Genomic DNA, 14,229 nt, shown 5'->3' with positions numbered 1-14,229 from the left:
TTGAGACGTCAGACACCTCGATCAACAGCTCGGGGGCCTCGCTCGTTGCGCTTGTCGGCCCATCACCCGATCGGTGGCGACCTCGAAGAAGCTCACTGACGAGGCGGCTGTGCAACTGGGCCTCCATGTGTCCGAGTGTCTTGCCGTCCCGGAGCTTCAGCAGCCGGAGCGACCCCGCCATCCCCGCGTGATCCTCCCGGGCCGTCGGCATCACCTGGATCTCGACGTGCCTCGACTGCCCGATGTCCAGGAGGTGTTCGAGCTGCTGACGGAGCACCATTCTGCCGCCGAGCGGGCGCCGCAGTGTCACCTCTTCCTGGACAAAGGTGAGCTGGGCCCGGGGGACCCGGTCGAAGACCGCCTTCCGTGCCATGCGGGCGGAGACGTAGCGGTCGACCTCCTCCTCCGTGAACGCCGGGCGGCGCATCGCGTACAACGCCCGTGCGTACTCCGGCGTCTGCAACAGCCCGTGGATGTGATGACCGGCGTAGGCCCCCAGCTCGACCGCCTCGTCCTCCAGTCTGGCCAGGTCCCGCACCTTCTTCGGATACCGGGCCCGCTCCACGTCCACCTTCATGGTGGCGATCTTGCCGCCCGCGCCCAGGACCTCGTCGGCCTTGTCCAGGAAGTCCGGCTTGGGGATGCGCCGCCCGCGCTCGACCGACGAGACCAGGTCCTCGCCGTACCCGATCGCGGCGCCCAGCTCCGGCTGGGTCATCCCGGCCGACTCGCGCCACATCCTGACCTGCCGCCCGACCGTCTTGAGTACGGCCTCGGACTCCTCGTCCTCCATGTCACCCCTTCCCGGGCGCCCCGGGCGGTCACCCTCGGTGTCGAGATCGTCACCGTGCAGAGTAGGGGTGCGCGGCCACGGCGCTCCGGCCGAGCTCCGCGGCGCAGCGCGGCCGTCCGACCCGTGTCATGACGTGAACGTTTCCACACCGTTCCGCCCCTGAATCGACCGCCTGCCTTCGAATAGGGTGCTGGACGTCGTACGTACGGACAGCGGTGTGGGCAGTGCCGAGGGGAGTTCCAGGTGGGCGGGACAGCCGGCGCCGTCTGGGGGCGTGCCGAACAGCAGGACTTCCGCAGCCGGGTGCGCGGGACGCTGCTCGGTGCTGCCGTCGGCGACGCCCTCGGCGCGCCCGTCGCCGGCCTCGGCCTCGACGCGATCCGGGAGGCGCACGGCGCGGAGGGACTGACCGACCTCGCCACCGCCCACGGCCGGCGCGGTGCCGTCACCCACCTCACCCAGCTCACCCTGTTCTCCGTGGACGGGCTGATCCGCGCGCAGGTACGGCGGGACACCGGCGCCTGGCATCCGCCGACCGACCTGCACCGGGCCTACCGGCGCTGGGTCGCCACCCAGCGCGACTGGGGACCCGACCTGCGGCGCAAGGACGACGGCTGGCTGGCCCACGAGGAGTGGCTGTACGTCCGCCGGGGCGCGCCGCGCGCGCTGCTGCTCGGCCTCGGCGACGAGACGATGGGCACCCCCGAGTCGCCCAAGAACCCCGGCGAGCGCGGCCCCGAGGCCGCCGCCCGCTCGGCGCCGTTCGGGCTGCTGGTCGGCTGGGAGCCGCAGCTGGTCGCCCAACTGGCCGTGGAGTGCGCGGCCCAGACCCACGGTCACCCCACCGGCTACCTGGCGGCGGGCGCGTACGCCGTGATCGTGCACGGGCTGGCGCGCGGCGAGAGCCTGGACGCCGCCGTGCAGCGGGCCCTGGCGCTGCTCGCCGCCCGGCCGGGGCACGAGCCCGTCACGGACGCGCTCCAGCACGCCCTCGGCGCGGTGCGCCAGGGGCTGCCGGTCCCGTCCCGGGTGACCGGGCTGATCGGCGCGGGCACCGCGGAGGGCCTGGTCGCCGCCGCGGTGTACTGCGCCCTCGTCGGCGAGGACGTACGGCACGGGCTGCGGCTGGCCGTCAACCACGACGGTCCCTCGGCGGCGGCCGGCGCCCTCACCGGGGGCCTGCTCGGTGCCCTGCACGGCGAGACGGCGCTGCCCCCGGCCTGGCTGGCCGAACTGGAGGGCCGCCCGACCGTCCTGGAGCTGGCCGACGACTTCGCCATGGAGATGACCCAGGGCCCCGCCCTGCACGGCCCGGCGGACTCGTCCCCCGGGTGGCTGACGCGGTACCCCCGGGCGTAGGCCCGCCCGTGCGCGGACCCCGGCGCCAACGGTCAGCTTTCGAGAAGCGGTGGCCCGTGGGCCGCGGCTAGCGTGGCGGCCATGGACATTAGCATTCACACCACCGTGCTTCCGCACGACGACCCGGAGGCGTCCCTCGCCTTCTACCGGGACGTCCTCGGCTTCGAGGTCCGCAAGGACGTCGGGAACGGCAAGATGCGCTGGATCACGGTCGGCCCGGCCGGCCAGCCGGACGTCTCGCTGCTCCTGGCACCGCCCGCCGTGGACCCCGGCATCACCGACACCGAGCGCCGCACCATCGCCGAGATGATGGCCAAGGGCACCTACGGGTGGATCCTCCTGGCCACCGAGGACCTCGACGGCACCTTCGACAAGGTGCGCGCCCAGAACGCCGAGATCGTCCAGGAACCGACCGAGCAGCCGTACGGCATCCGGGACTGCGCCTTCCGGGACCCGGCGGGCAACCAGATCCGCATCCAGGAACTGCGCTGAGCCCGGCCGGTGCCCCCCGTGCGGGCACCGGCCGCTCCCGCCCGGCCGGGACGGATCCCCTAGTCGCCCACGGGGGTGCGTCCCACCGGCTTCTCCACCTCGCCGTCCTTCTGCTCCGGGATCGCGGCCGCCGCACCGGCGGCGCCGCCGTCCCCGTCCGTGTTGACGCGCTCGATGATCGCCAGCCGCTCCGGGGTGTCCTCCGGCTTCAGGCAGCCGACCAGGACGTACAGGACCAGCGAGACCGCCAGCGGGACGGAGACCTGGTACTCCAGCGGTACCCCGCCGTCCACGCTCCAGTTGATCGGGTAGTTGACCAGCCAGAACGCGACCAGGCCCAGACCCCAGCTGGTGAGCGCCGCCGTGGGACCCGAGCGGCGGAAGGGCCGCAGCAGACCGAGCATCATCGGGATCGCGATCGGGCCCATCAGCCCCGCGACCCACTTGATCACCACGGTGATGATGTCCTTGAACGTCGGCGAGTCGACCTGCGTCGCCACCGCCATCGACAGACCGAGGAAGACCACCGTCGTCAGCCGGGCCGCCAGCAGCCCGGACCGCTGCCCCCAGCCGCGCGCCCGCTTCGACAGCACCGGCGCCACGTCACGGGTGAACACGGCCGCGATGGCGTTGGCGTCCGAGGAGCACATGGCCATGGTGTGCGAGAAGAAGCCGACGATGACCAGTCCGAGCAGGCCGTGCGGCAGCAGCTGCTCGGTCATCAGGGCGTAGGAGTCGGACCCGTCCGGCTTCTGCGACTCCACCAGCAGCGGCGACATCCACATCGGGAAGAACAGCACCAGGGGCCAGACCAGCCACAGCACCGCCGACAGCCGCGCCGACCGGGTGGCCTCATGGGCGTTGCGCGTGGCCATGTAGCGCTGGGCCTGGTTGAGCATGCCGCCGTTGTACTCGAAGAGCTTGATGAACAGGAAGGCCAGCAGGAACACCGTCCCGTACGGGCCGACCAGCGGTTTTCCGTGGCCCTGGAGGGCGGGCTCGTCCCAGACGCCGAAGAAGCCGCCGTGGTCGCCGAGCTTCATGACGACGGCCACGAACATCGCGACACCGGCCAGCAGCTGGATGACGAACTGGCCCAGCTCCGTCAGCGCGTCCGCCCACAGGCCGCCGATCGTGCAGTAGACGCCCGTGATGACGCCGGTGATCAGGATGCCCTGGTTGAGGGTGATGCCGGTGAAGACCGACAGCAGCGTGGCGATGGCCGCCCACTTCGCGGCCACGTCCACGATCTTCAGCAGCATGCCGGACCAGGCCAGCGCCTGCTGGGTGGGCAGGTTGTACCGGCTCTTGAGGTACTCCAGCGGCGAGGCCACGTGCAGCCGGGAGCGCAGCCGGTTGATGCGCGGCGCGAACAGCTTGGAGCCGATGGCGATGCCGAGCGCGATGGGGAACGACCACGTCACGAAGGACGTGACGCCGTAGGTGTAGGCGATGCCGGCGTAGCCGGTGAACATCACCGCGCTGTAGCCCGACATGTGGTGCGAGATGCCGGACAGCCACCACGGCATCTTGCCGCCGGCCGTGAAGAAGTCGCTGACGTCGTCGACGCGTTTGTGCGACCAGACACCGATCGCCACCATGACGGCGAAGTAGCCGATGAGCACGGACCAGTCGAGACCGTTCATGTGCCCCCTTCCGGGGTCCGCCTTGTGAACTCCGCTCAGCTGGTTGGCACTTCGCACGAGCGGGGTAGGGGCGTGGCAGGCCGCGAAGTGCCCGCTCATCGTGGGTGCGTCGACGCGGGCACGACAAGGAAGGGGAAGGTCAAGAGGAGGTAAAAAGGTTCGCCTTACTGACCTGCGTTCACGGACATGAACGGCAGCGGGGGCGGCCCGACACGGCCGCCCGGCCCGCTACTTCAACTCGTCCGGGCACGGTGTGCCCCGCTTCAGCCCGTACGGCGCCGACAGCCGGTACGTACCCGCCTCGGGGGCCAGAAGCGTCGTCCAGACGTCGCCGTCGGCGGTCTCCTCGGTCTCCGCCAGACAGCCGTTGACGTTGTCGTACGTCTTCGGCGTGCCCTCCGGGGCGTTCTTGGAGGCCTCGGTCTCCTGGGGCGGCTCGAGCTTGTTGCCCTCGTCGTCGACGAGGCTCAGCCACGGCGAGTACGGCATCCGGACCAGGATGCGGCCGGGCCGCCGCACGTCGATCACCCACTCGTCCTGCTCGGCCCGCTGGACGACCGCGTCGGGCTCCGCCAGCGGCGTCGGATCGGTCACCTGGAACAGCTGCCAGTTGGCGTCGCCCCAGATCTGCTTCAGGTACGGCAGGCCCCGCTGGAGCAGCTCCCGCTCGCGCTTGCCGCCGTCGCCGTCCGGTTCGCCCTTGGGCAGCACCACGTAGTGCACCGCCCAGCGCTTCAGCCAGTCGTGGTAGTTCGCCGAGTTGAGGGTGTCGTCGTAGAAGATCGGGTTGCGCTCCATGTCCGCCTGCCGGGTCCAGCCGCGGGCCAGGTTCACGTACGGCGCGAGCGCCGAGGCCTCCCGGTGGGAGCGCGCCGGCACGGCCTCCACCCGGCCCTGCTCGGCGCCGACCTCCTGCAACTCGTTGACGAGCGGCGCCAGCTCCCGCGCCCAAGAGGCGGCGGGCGTGGTGTGGATGATGTCGTCGGCCGACTTGAAGCCGATCCAGCCCACGAAGCCGACGATCGAGACCACCAGCGCGTACCACCTGCGCGACTTCACCACCGTGAACGGCAGCGCCGCCACCAGCGCCACCCCGGCGAAGAGCATCGGCAGGCGCGTGATGTTGGAGCCGATCTGCGAGCTGATCAGCCAGACCAGCAGCACCGACAGGCCGTAGACCGCCGACGTGATCCGCACCGTCTTCCAGTCGCTCGGCACCAGCCAGTAGATCAGGCCCGCGTACACGATCGGCAGCAGCGCCGAGCCGAACCCCATCGGCTGCGTGCCGGAGAAGGGGAACAGCACCGCCGACAGCGCGACGACCACGCTCGGTGCCACGCCCAGCGCCCAGGCCCCCGGGCGGCGCTTCTGCAGGAACAGGGCCACCGCCACCAGACCCACGAACAGGCCCGAGACCGGCGAGGCCATCGTGGACAGCGCGGCCAGCGGCGCCGCGCACAGCCCCTTGGCCCAGCGCTCGTGCCGCCAGCGGTGGGGCCAGCAGAACACGGCGGCGACCGCGCCCAGCCCGAACATCATGCCGAGCCCGAACGTCACCCGCCCCGACACCGCGTTGCCCAGCAGCGCGAACAGGCCCGCCAGCGACGCCCACAGCGGGTTGCGGACCACCCGGCTGCGGATCAGGACCATCGTCAGCAGTCCGGCCGACACCGTCCCCGCGATCATCATCGTCGTGCGCACGCCGAGCACCGACATCAGGTACGGCGAGATCACGCTGTACGACACCGGGTGCATGCCGCCGTACCAGGCGAGGTTGTACGCCGAGGCCGGGTGCCGGCCGACGAACTCGGCCCACGCGTCCTGCGCCGCGAGGTCGCCGCCGCTGTTCGCGAACGTGAAGAACCATGCTATGTGGAGCACCCCGGCCAGGGCGGTCACGGACAGCACCGGATGGCGCAGCATGCGCTCGCGCAGGGCGAGGAAGGCGGCGTTCACCGCCGAGGGCGCCTTCGGCTCGGCCGGCGGCCGCTGCCCGGCGGGGCGGGGGTCACCGTCGTCCCTGCGGGGCGCGGGTACGCGGGCTCGCGGGCCGGCTCCCGAACCCGGATCGGCGTTGTCGGCGCGTGTCGGCTCCGCAGTGGCCACCTGAAGGCACTCCCCGTGTCCCGTCTTCTCCTTTGGGCCGTGTCCCGTTCCCGCGACCGGCGACTGCCCCGTCTCGTGACGCTAGCACGCGCCCGCGCACCGCTGCCTCCTGCCTTTCGCGGCACCGCCGGGGACGCGAACGCCCCCGCGGCCGGACGGCGGCGGGGGCGCGGGGCGTCACTGCGGCCCGGACGGGCCGTCCGTCAGCCCAGGCGGGTCAGCTTGGCCGACAGGCCCGGCTCGACCAGCTCGTCCCGCAGGGCCACCGGCACCTTCACCGCGCCGCTGGTCCCGCCGTCGCCGACCGTGAGGGTGCCGACCTTGGTCCCGGCAGGCGCCGTGTGCGGCACCTCGTCCGCGTCGAACGTCAGCTTCACGGTCAGTCCGGCCCAGCCGACGGCCTTGACGTCCCGCGTCGCGACGACCGGCGTACGGCCGCCGAGGCCGTCGTCGACGTACCCGACGACGGTCCCCTTCTTCAGGATCGTCGACGACTTCAGGATGTCCTGCGCGGCCCGGATCAGCTGGTCGCTGGAGTCCAGCGCGGCACCGAGGATGGTGTTGTCCGCGCCGCCCGCCGGCTGGCGCACCACGGCACCGACGATGGTCCGCGTCTCGCCGCCGACCTCCTTCTTCGCCGCGAAGACCAGATTGCCGAGGGCGGAGGTGGTGGTGCCGGTCTTGATGCCGACGACGTCGTTGTGGCCGACCAGGTGGTTCCAGTTGGAGTGGTTGACACCCTTGTAGTCGTCGTACGACATCATCGCGGCGACCTCGCGGAAGGCAGGCTCCTTCATCGCCTCCTTGGCCAGCTTCACCTGGTCCACGGCCGTGCTCACCGTCGTGTTGTTCAGCCCCGACGGGTCGGTGTACGTCGTGTTGGCCATGCCGAGGTCCTTCGCCGCGGCGTTCATCTTCTCCACGAACGCCTTCTCGGACCCCGCGTCCCAACGGGCCAGCAGTCGCGCCACGTTGTTCGCGGACGCGATCAGGATGCTCTCCAGGGCCTCGCGCTGGGAGACCGAGTCGCCCTCGGACACGTTGACCGTCGACTCCTGACCGGCCTGCGACTGGTCCTCCGCCGCCTGGTCGATCTTGATCTTCGGACCGTCGGCGCCGCTCTTGAGCGGGTGGTCGCGCAGGATGACGTACGCGGTCATGACCTTGGCCACGCTCGCGATCGGCACCGGCTTCTGGTCGCCGGACGAGCCGAAGCTGCCGATGCCCTGCACGTCGAGCGCGGCCTGCCCGCTGGACGGCCAGGGGATCTCCGGCTTGCCGCCGTCGAAGGTGAAGCTGTCCTGCGCCGTCAGGTCGAGGGTGGGCGCGGGCAGCGGGCGCATCGACTGCACGACCCCGAAGACGATCAGCAGCAGGATGACCAGCGGCGTCCAGATCTTCACCCGGCGCACCGTGGTGCGCAGCGGCGTCTCCGGCGGCGGCGGGGTGTTGGTCAGCTCCGCCAGCAGGTCCAGCGGAGGCTTGGGCGGCAGCGGCTGCTGGGTGGTCCGGTCGGGCCCGACGTGCGGTACGGCGGTGGTGGTGCCGGTACGGGGCGCCCGCGAGGGCGGGGAGGCGTCGCCGGGGGACGTCTGGGCCCGCGGGGCCTCGGGGGCACCCGGGGGCCTGCGGGTCGCCGGGTCGTCCGGATTCCGCAGCGCCACGAACTTGCTGGTCCGCTCGGCGTCGCCCGCCTCGCCCGCCTCGCCCGCCTTGCGGGCCTTGTCGGCCTTCTTGGCCGCCGCGGCGGCATCGCCCAGCTTCAGCATGGTCGTCGGCTGGTCCACGGCGGGCCGCGGCGCCTTGAACACGGCGGTGGGCTGATCGACCGGCTTGCGGCCACCGTCGCCCTCGTCATCGCCGCCCCGGCCCTCCGGGTCCGCTCCCGCGCCCCGCTCCGATCCCGAGGCCCCCGACGCACCGCCCGCACCGGCACCCGCGTCCGCCTCCGGGCGGGAGTCGGCGTCGGAAGCCGGGTCCGAGTCCCGGTCTGCGTCCGGGTCCGCGTCTGCGCGGGAGCCGGACGCCGGGCGCGTGGCGGCGCCGGAGCCGTTGCCTGCATCGTTGCCGGCGGCCGTATCGGCGCCGGGAGCCGAGCCGGAGCCGGAGGCCGCGTCCGCGCCGGTGCCTGCGTCGCTGCCGGCGGCCGTATCGGTGCCGGAGCCCGTGCCCGGGTCGGTGTCCGTGCCGACGGCGCTGCCCTCGCCGGAGGCCGCGTCCGAGTCCGGGGCTGCGTCCGTGTCCGCGGAGGAGTCCGCGTCCGCGCCGGAACCGGACGGCGGGCGCGTGGCGGTGCCTGCGTCGTTGCCGGCGGCCGTATCCGCGTCGGCAGCCGAGCCGGAGCCGACGGTCGTGTCGGTGCCGACGGTCGTGTCGGTGTCGGTGCCGGTGCCGGTGCCGGAGCCCGTGCCCGGGTCTGTGTCCGTGCCGGAGGCCGGAGCGGCTTCGGCACCGGGAGCCGAGTCGGAGCCCGTGTCCGCGTCGGAGTCGGCAGCCGAGCCGGAACCGGAAGCCGTGCCCGTGGCGGGATCGGTGGTCGAGCCCGCGCCCGCGCCCGAGCCCGTGTCCGCGTCGGTGTCGGAGGTCGGGACGCCGGCGGAGTCCGTGTCGGGGCCGGGGGCGGCGTCGTGGGCGGTCTCGGCGGTCTGCGGGCCGTCGGTCTCGGTGTCCGCGGCGGTCTGCTCGCCGTCGGCGCCGTCGCCGTCCCGCGGGTCCTCGAGCCGTGCGTTGGCGGCGGCCCGCTCGTCCGCGGTGGCCACCCAGGCCGCTACGGCGTCCCGCAGCCGGCCGTCGTTGCCCGCGGTGGGCTCCGCGCGGGCGCCCTCGGGCGCCTCCGGAGCCTCGGCCGTCCCGGCGGCGTCCTCGTCCTCGCCGGAGTCCTCCGCCTCCGTCTCGCGGACGGACAACACGCGGGTCGCCGTGTCGACGCCCCCGCGGGACCCGGCACCGGACCCCGCGGAGCGCTTCGCGTCCTCCCGTGCCACCGCCAGCCGCGGATCACGCCGCTCGCTCGCCTCGGTCCTGGCTTCGGGAACCGGACCCGCGCTCCCCGACGTCGGTTCTTCCGACGACTCGCGCTGCTTCGACCTGTCGGGGGACTCGCCCGCCACCGATGCCTCCTCCATGCGCCGCACGTCCTGTGCGCGCTACCGAACCCGTACCGAAACCATTTACCAGTGTCCTGTGTACGGGTGGAACCCACGCGGAAGACGAGAACGACATACCTACTGGTTCCACTACGAAGCGGTCACGCACCCTCGACAGACCAATGTGAGAGGGGTCACCCTGTCTGTCATCCACGCGGGGAGGCATGGATGGGCAGGAGCCGCAGAACACTTCCGGAAGAGCTTCTGCTGCTGGCGTTGGACCCGACCACGGGTACCACCGCACAGCCGCAGTCGCTCGACCTCGGTCTGGCCGGAGCACAGCTGGTGGAGCTGGCGCTGGCCGGACGGATAGCCCCAGACGGGGATCGTATCGCCGTGGTGGCCCCACGGCCGACAGGAGATCCAACACTGGACTGCGCGTTGGAGTTGCTGCGAAGGCGTGGCGCTCCCGTGCGGGCGGTCAACTGGATCGGCGGGCCCCGCCTGGGGCTGCGCCAGACCTACCTCTCGCATCTGGAGCGATGCGGCATGGTGCATGCCGTGGAGGGCCAGATGTGCGGGGTGCTGCCGACGACTCGCTACCAGGCGACGGACACGGCGATCAGCAGGGAGATCAAGGCCCGGCTCGACTCGGCGATCCGCACCGGCGTCCCGCCGGACCCGCGGACCGCGGCGCTCGCCGCGCTGGCCCACGCGGTCGGACTCGGCAAGCACCTCTATCCGGGCAACGAAGGACGCTCGTCGCGGTCCCGGCTGCGGGACCTCATCAGGCACGACCCCATGGGCGGTCTGGTGGCGCACGCGGTGATGGACGTCCAGAACGGCGCTGCGGCACAGCCACGCCGCAGTCCGGCCCCGGTCGGCCGCCAGGCCCCGGGACCGGGGGCCAGGACCGCCCCGGAACCCGCCCGCGGTGTTCCGGCGCAACCGCGCCACGGATCCATGGCGCGAGCGGTGGCCCACTAGCCCGACGGGCGCACCGCACCGCACCGCACCGCACGCAGCACCCGCACGACCGCACCACAGCACCGCCGCACCGCCAGTCCCCAAGCCCGGTCACGGGAGCCGCAGGTCCGCGCGGGGCGGCGGAACCGACCGTGTGTCCGGTCCACCCGGACCGCGGAAAGGTTCCGCCGCCCCGCGCGGCCGCATGTGGGGGTGGCGTTCCGAACTGGCGTGTACGCGGCGCATATCGACCGTTTCCCAGCGGTACGAAGCACCTTGGTGGCAGTCTGCTCAGCAGCAGATACACAAAGTGGCAAGTATGAGTCACGCAGCCGGAGGTGCACGTCCCGTGGCGTCGAGTGTCAATCCCACCGTAAGGCGGCGTCGGCTGGGCCAGGAGCTGCGCCGGCTCCGCGAGATCAAGGGCATGACGGCCGAGGAGGTCGCCGAGCGCCTGCTGGTCTCGCAGTCGAAGATCAGCCGCCTGGAGAACGGCCGGCGCAGCATCAGCCAGCGGGACGTCCGCGACCTGTGCGGGGTGTACGAGGTAGAGGACCAGCGGATCGTCGACTCGCTGATGCAGATGGCGAAGGACTCGCGCCAGCAGGGCTGGTGGCACGCCTTCGGGGACATCCCGTACAGCGTCTACATCGGTCTGGAGACCGACGCGGAGTCGCTGCGGACCTACGAACCCCAGATCATCACCGGCCTGTTGCAGACCCGGCCCTACGCCGAGGCCCTCATCCAGGGCGCGTTGCCCGAGACGTCGGTCGCCGACGTGGAGAAGCGGGTGCAGGTCCGCATACGGCGGCAGGAGCGCATCTCCGCCGAGCACAACCCGCTGCGGCTGTGGGTGGTGCTCGACGAGGCCTGCCTGCGCCGGGTGGTGGGCGGCAGGCAGGTGATGCGGGAGCAGTTGGAGCACGTCGCCGAGATGTCGCAGCTGCCGCACATCACCGTGCAGGTGCTGCCGTACGACGTGGGCGCGCACCCGGGCATCAACGGCCAGTACTCCATCCTGGAGTTCGCCGACACGGCCGACTCCAGCGTGGTGTACATCGAGGGAGTGACCAGCGACCTGTACCTGGAGAAGGCGCCGGACGTGCAGAAGTACACGGTGATGTACGAGCACCTGCGGGCCCAGGCCCTGAACGTGGAGCAGTCGCGGCAGCGCATCGAGGACGTGGCGAAGGAGTACGCGCGCTGAGCCGCTGAAGCCGCTGAAGCCGCTGAAGCCGCTGAAGCCCGGAAACCGGGCGAAGGCGGGATGGTACACCCCGGGTCCGAAGTACTGGAAGACTCGCCTGGAATATGCCATCCGGTCGAGTGAATGGCTGCTCCGCACGGAGAGGCCAGCGAGTAGCGTCGATCACGCCAAAGATCAAACGTCATTGGCGTAAACCACACCCGCGACTCGCCATCGGAGCAGACATGGCAATTCTTCAGGGCGCCCAGGAATCGTGGACCAAGTCCTCCTACTCCGGGGGGAACGGCGCGTGCGTCGAGGTCCGGTCACCGCTCGTGGCGGCGCTCGCCGTCCGCGACTCCAAGGTGACCGGCGGCCCGGTCCTCGCGTTCCCCGCCGACGCGTGGACCGCCTTCGTGACGTCGGTCAAGGAGTAACGCCGCCCCGCACCACCCGCCGTCACCACCGACGGAGCCCTCTCGACCAGTTCGCCGACCTTGCCGAGAGGGCGCCCGTCGGCCCCGGTCGGCTCAGCCCACCGGGAACGCCACCTCGCACACCGGGTCCTCGGGGCCACGGCCCCCAGTCGGCGAAGTACACCTCGCGGCAGGGCCCCGCGACCGTCAGTCCCCGCGCGGCGATCCACTCCTCCACCGCCCCGAAGGCGGCCAGGATCTGGGGGTACGCCGCCTGGGCCTTGGTGACCCGGGTGGAGGCCGGCCGGCCGGCTCCCGCCGCACCCGCGTCCGCCAGGGCCGCCTCGCTCCTCGCTCCTCGCCCGCGACGCTGCCTCGTCGGCGACCGGCCGTTCCACCCGGCGACGCGGACGTTCGGCCCTGCCCCAGGGGGAAGGTCAACCGGCGAGGCGTTCCTCTACGGCCGCCACGACCTCGGGCGCCTCCGGCTCGGTCTGCGGCGAGAAGCGGGCGGCGACCTTGCCGTCCCGCCCGATCAGGAACTTCTCGAAGTTCCAGCGGATGTCCCCGCTGTGTCCCTCGCCGTCCGCGAAGCCGGTCAGCCGGTCGTACAGCGGGTGCCGGTCCTCTCCGTTGACCTCGACCTTCTCGGTCATCGGGAAGGTGACCCCGTACGTCGCCGAGCAGAACTCGGCGATCTCGTCGGCGCTGCCGGGCTCCTGGCCCATGAACTGGTTGCAGGGCACGCCCAGCACGGTGAATCCCTGCTCCGCGTACCGCTCGTGCAGTCGCTCCAGGCCCGAGTACTGCGGGGTCAGCCCGCACTTGGAGGCCACGTTGACCACCAGTACGACCTGGCCGGCGTACTGGGAGAGGTCCGCGGACCCGCCCTGGAGGGCGCCGATCCCGACGTCGAGGGGGAGGCTGTCGTCGTTCCGCGTGTTCGCTGAGGTCGTCATGCACCGGATGCTAAGGGGTGGTGTCGGGTGGATCCTGCCGGGGTCGCGGGGTCCGGCACGCACATCTGCGGCGTTGTCGTCGGTGGCCGGGGCTCCGCCCTGTCGCCCTGCTCCGTCTTGCAGCCGCACGCACCGGACCCCGCCCGGGTCGGCCGCAAGGCGCCGTCGCCCGGAGCCGGCCCGATCCACACGACACCCCCCTAGCCCGGCGCCGTCCCGTTCCCGCCGCCCGCCTCGACGAGCACCTCCCCGGCCGGTGTGCGCGAGTACAGCACCGAGCGGCCCGCGCGCCGCCGCTCCACCAGACCCGCGTCGAGCAGCACCCGCAGATGCCGTCCGACCGACCCGAGGCCCTGCCCGGTCACGCCGACCAGTTGGCTGGTGCTCATGGGGGTGCCGAGCAGCGTCAGCACGCCCGCGCGGGCCGGACCGAGCAGGGCGCCGAGGGCGGCGGGCGCGCGCCGGGCACCGTCGCCGGCGAGGGCACCCGCGCACGGGTAGACCATCGCGTACCGCTCGGGCTCCTCCCACGCCACCCAGCCGTGCCGCTGCGCCGTGATCGGGACGAGGAGCAGCTCCGCCCCGGACAGCTCGCGCGGCGGGTACGGGTTCAGGTTGATCTGGAGCCGGTTGTCGCCCAGCCATCGGGTGCCGGGCCGCAGGGCGTCCAGCACCGTCGCCCAGCCGCCCCGGCTCACCTGCGCGGTCCGCGCGACGACGTCCGCCTCCAGGACCCGGCGGCGCCGGTCCCAGTCCGGCCCCACCGCCTCGGCCCAGACCTCCTCCAACAGCGCGGCGGCCCGCTCCGGCAGGTCGTCGCGGTCCAGGGCGGCCGGGAGCGTCCCGCCCAGGGAGACGGCCAGGTCGGCGCGCGCCACGTCGGGACGGGTCGCCCGGATCCGCGCGACGCCCTCCGCGAAGCTCTGGCCCTCGGCCGGGGTGGGGGTGAGGAAGTCGGCGTTCCACTCCCGGCCGAGGCCCGAGGCGACGAGGAGCGCGGTGACCGGGTCGGCCGCCATGCGGCGCAGATGGGCGGGCCGGTGGGTGGCGAGCCAGGCCCGCTCACCGGGATGCCCGGCCACTCCCGCGTGCAGCATCTTCAGACAGGCCAGGGTCTCGTCGAGCGGCGAGACGACGAAACGGCTGCGCGCGAGGGTGTCGGCGTTGATCTCCCACCAGCCCATACGGTCCCCCGCCCTCCGCACCTTTCGCCTCCGCGC

General features: G+C 72.5%; 11 protein-coding genes and 1 pseudogene. 5 read left to right on the top strand and 7 right to left on the bottom strand.

Features of this window, described 5'->3' with window-relative positions; genetic code table 11:
* Positions 1–793 (bottom strand): helix-turn-helix domain-containing protein (locus IE94_RS0131310; protein WP_078606632.1); only part of this gene is annotated, 793 nt, incomplete at its 3' end.
* 243 nt (positions 794–1,036) lie between these two features.
* On the opposite strand from IE94_RS0131310, the gene IE94_RS0131305 reads away from it, so the two are divergent.
* Positions 1,037–2,152, top strand: coding sequence for an ADP-ribosylglycohydrolase family protein (locus tag IE94_RS0131305; protein ID WP_030191049.1), 1,116 nt, complete (start codon positions 1,037–1,039; stop codon positions 2,150–2,152).
* A gap of 81 nt (positions 2,153–2,233) precedes the next feature.
* Positions 2,234–2,644: a VOC family protein gene (locus tag IE94_RS0131300; RefSeq protein WP_030191047.1), complete on the top strand. Its 411-nt coding sequence runs from the start codon at positions 2,234–2,236 to the stop codon at positions 2,642–2,644.
* 59 nt (positions 2,645–2,703) lie between these two features.
* Here the strand turns inward: IE94_RS0131300 and IE94_RS0131295 are convergent, their stop codons facing one another.
* The 3 genes from IE94_RS0131295 to IE94_RS0131285 form a co-directional block, all read right to left on the bottom strand.
* Positions 2,704–4,290: a sodium:solute symporter family protein gene (locus IE94_RS0131295; RefSeq protein WP_030191044.1), complete on the bottom strand. Its 1,587-nt coding sequence runs from the start codon at positions 4,288–4,290 to the stop codon at positions 2,704–2,706.
* Between the two features lie 228 nt (positions 4,291–4,518).
* On the bottom strand, positions 4,519–6,396 hold the full coding sequence (locus tag IE94_RS0131290; RefSeq protein ID WP_030191042.1) for an MFS transporter: 1,878 nt from the start codon (positions 6,394–6,396) through the stop codon (positions 4,519–4,521).
* 203 nt (positions 6,397–6,599) lie between these two features.
* Positions 6,600–9,521, bottom strand: a complete 2,922-nt coding sequence (locus IE94_RS0131285) for a D-alanyl-D-alanine carboxypeptidase (protein WP_245235350.1) — start codon at positions 9,519–9,521, stop codon at positions 6,600–6,602.
* A 189-nt stretch (positions 9,522–9,710) separates the two neighbouring features.
* Between IE94_RS0131285 and IE94_RS0131280 the strand changes: the two genes are divergently transcribed.
* The 3 genes from IE94_RS0131280 to IE94_RS0131270 all read left to right on the top strand — a co-directional run bounded on the left by IE94_RS0131280 (position 9,711) and on the right by IE94_RS0131270 (position 12,071).
* Positions 9,711–10,469 (top strand): GOLPH3/VPS74 family protein, encoded by a 759-nt coding sequence (locus IE94_RS0131280; protein WP_030191035.1) that lies wholly within the window; start codon positions 9,711–9,713, stop codon positions 10,467–10,469.
* Positions 10,470–10,797: 328 nt separating this feature from the next.
* Positions 10,798–11,655: a helix-turn-helix domain-containing protein gene (locus tag IE94_RS0131275; protein WP_030191032.1), complete on the top strand. Its 858-nt coding sequence runs from the start codon at positions 10,798–10,800 to the stop codon at positions 11,653–11,655.
* 224 nt (positions 11,656–11,879) lie between these two features.
* Positions 11,880–12,071: a DUF397 domain-containing protein gene (locus IE94_RS0131270; RefSeq protein WP_003974539.1), complete on the top strand. Its 192-nt coding sequence runs from the start codon at positions 11,880–11,882 to the stop codon at positions 12,069–12,071.
* Positions 12,072–12,164: 93 nt separating this feature from the next.
* Here the strand turns inward: IE94_RS0131270 and IE94_RS41930 are convergent.
* From IE94_RS41930 to IE94_RS0131260, 3 genes and pseudogenes are all read right to left on the bottom strand, one after another.
* Positions 12,165–12,439: pseudogene (locus IE94_RS41930) on the bottom strand (GyrI-like domain-containing protein); the annotation flags it as partial.
* Between the two features lie 48 nt (positions 12,440–12,487).
* Positions 12,488–13,009, bottom strand: coding sequence for a glutathione peroxidase (locus tag IE94_RS0131265; protein WP_030191030.1), 522 nt, complete (start codon positions 13,007–13,009; stop codon positions 12,488–12,490).
* 200 nt (positions 13,010–13,209) lie between these two features.
* The gene (locus tag IE94_RS0131260; protein WP_030191028.1) at positions 13,210–14,193 is read right to left on the bottom strand and encodes an ArsR/SmtB family transcription factor; all 984 of its coding nucleotides are present in this window, start codon (positions 14,191–14,193) and stop codon (positions 13,210–13,212) included.
* Positions 14,194–14,229: the final 36 nt, after the last annotated feature.

Origin of the sequence: Streptomyces violaceorubidus (assembly GCF_000717995.1) — a bacterium.
Classification (GTDB): Bacteria; Actinomycetota; Actinomycetes; order Streptomycetales; family Streptomycetaceae; genus Streptomyces; species Streptomyces violaceorubidus.
This window is presented reverse-complemented; position numbering and strand designations above follow the sequence as displayed.

What these genes read in the sequence shown, in the direction of transcription:
- IE94_RS0131300 (WP_030191047.1), top strand. Translation starts at nt 2,234, where the DNA reads ATGGACATTAGCATTCACACCACCGTGCTTCCGCACGACGACCCGGAG.
- IE94_RS0131265 (WP_030191030.1), bottom strand. Translation starts at nt 13,009, where the DNA reads ATGACGACCTCAGCGAACACGCGGAACGACGACAGCCTCCCCCTCGAC.
- IE94_RS0131285 (WP_245235350.1), bottom strand. Translation starts at nt 9,521, where the DNA reads ATGGAGGAGGCATCGGTGGCGGGCGAGTCCCCCGACAGGTCGAAGCAG.
- IE94_RS0131280 (WP_030191035.1), top strand. Translation starts at nt 9,711, where the DNA reads ATGGGCAGGAGCCGCAGAACACTTCCGGAAGAGCTTCTGCTGCTGGCG.
- IE94_RS0131270 (WP_003974539.1), top strand. Translation starts at nt 11,880, where the DNA reads ATGGCAATTCTTCAGGGCGCCCAGGAATCGTGGACCAAGTCCTCCTAC.
- IE94_RS0131295 (WP_030191044.1), bottom strand. Translation starts at nt 4,290, where the DNA reads ATGAACGGTCTCGACTGGTCCGTGCTCATCGGCTACTTCGCCGTCATG.
- IE94_RS0131260 (WP_030191028.1), bottom strand. Translation starts at nt 14,193, where the DNA reads ATGGGCTGGTGGGAGATCAACGCCGACACCCTCGCGCGCAGCCGTTTC.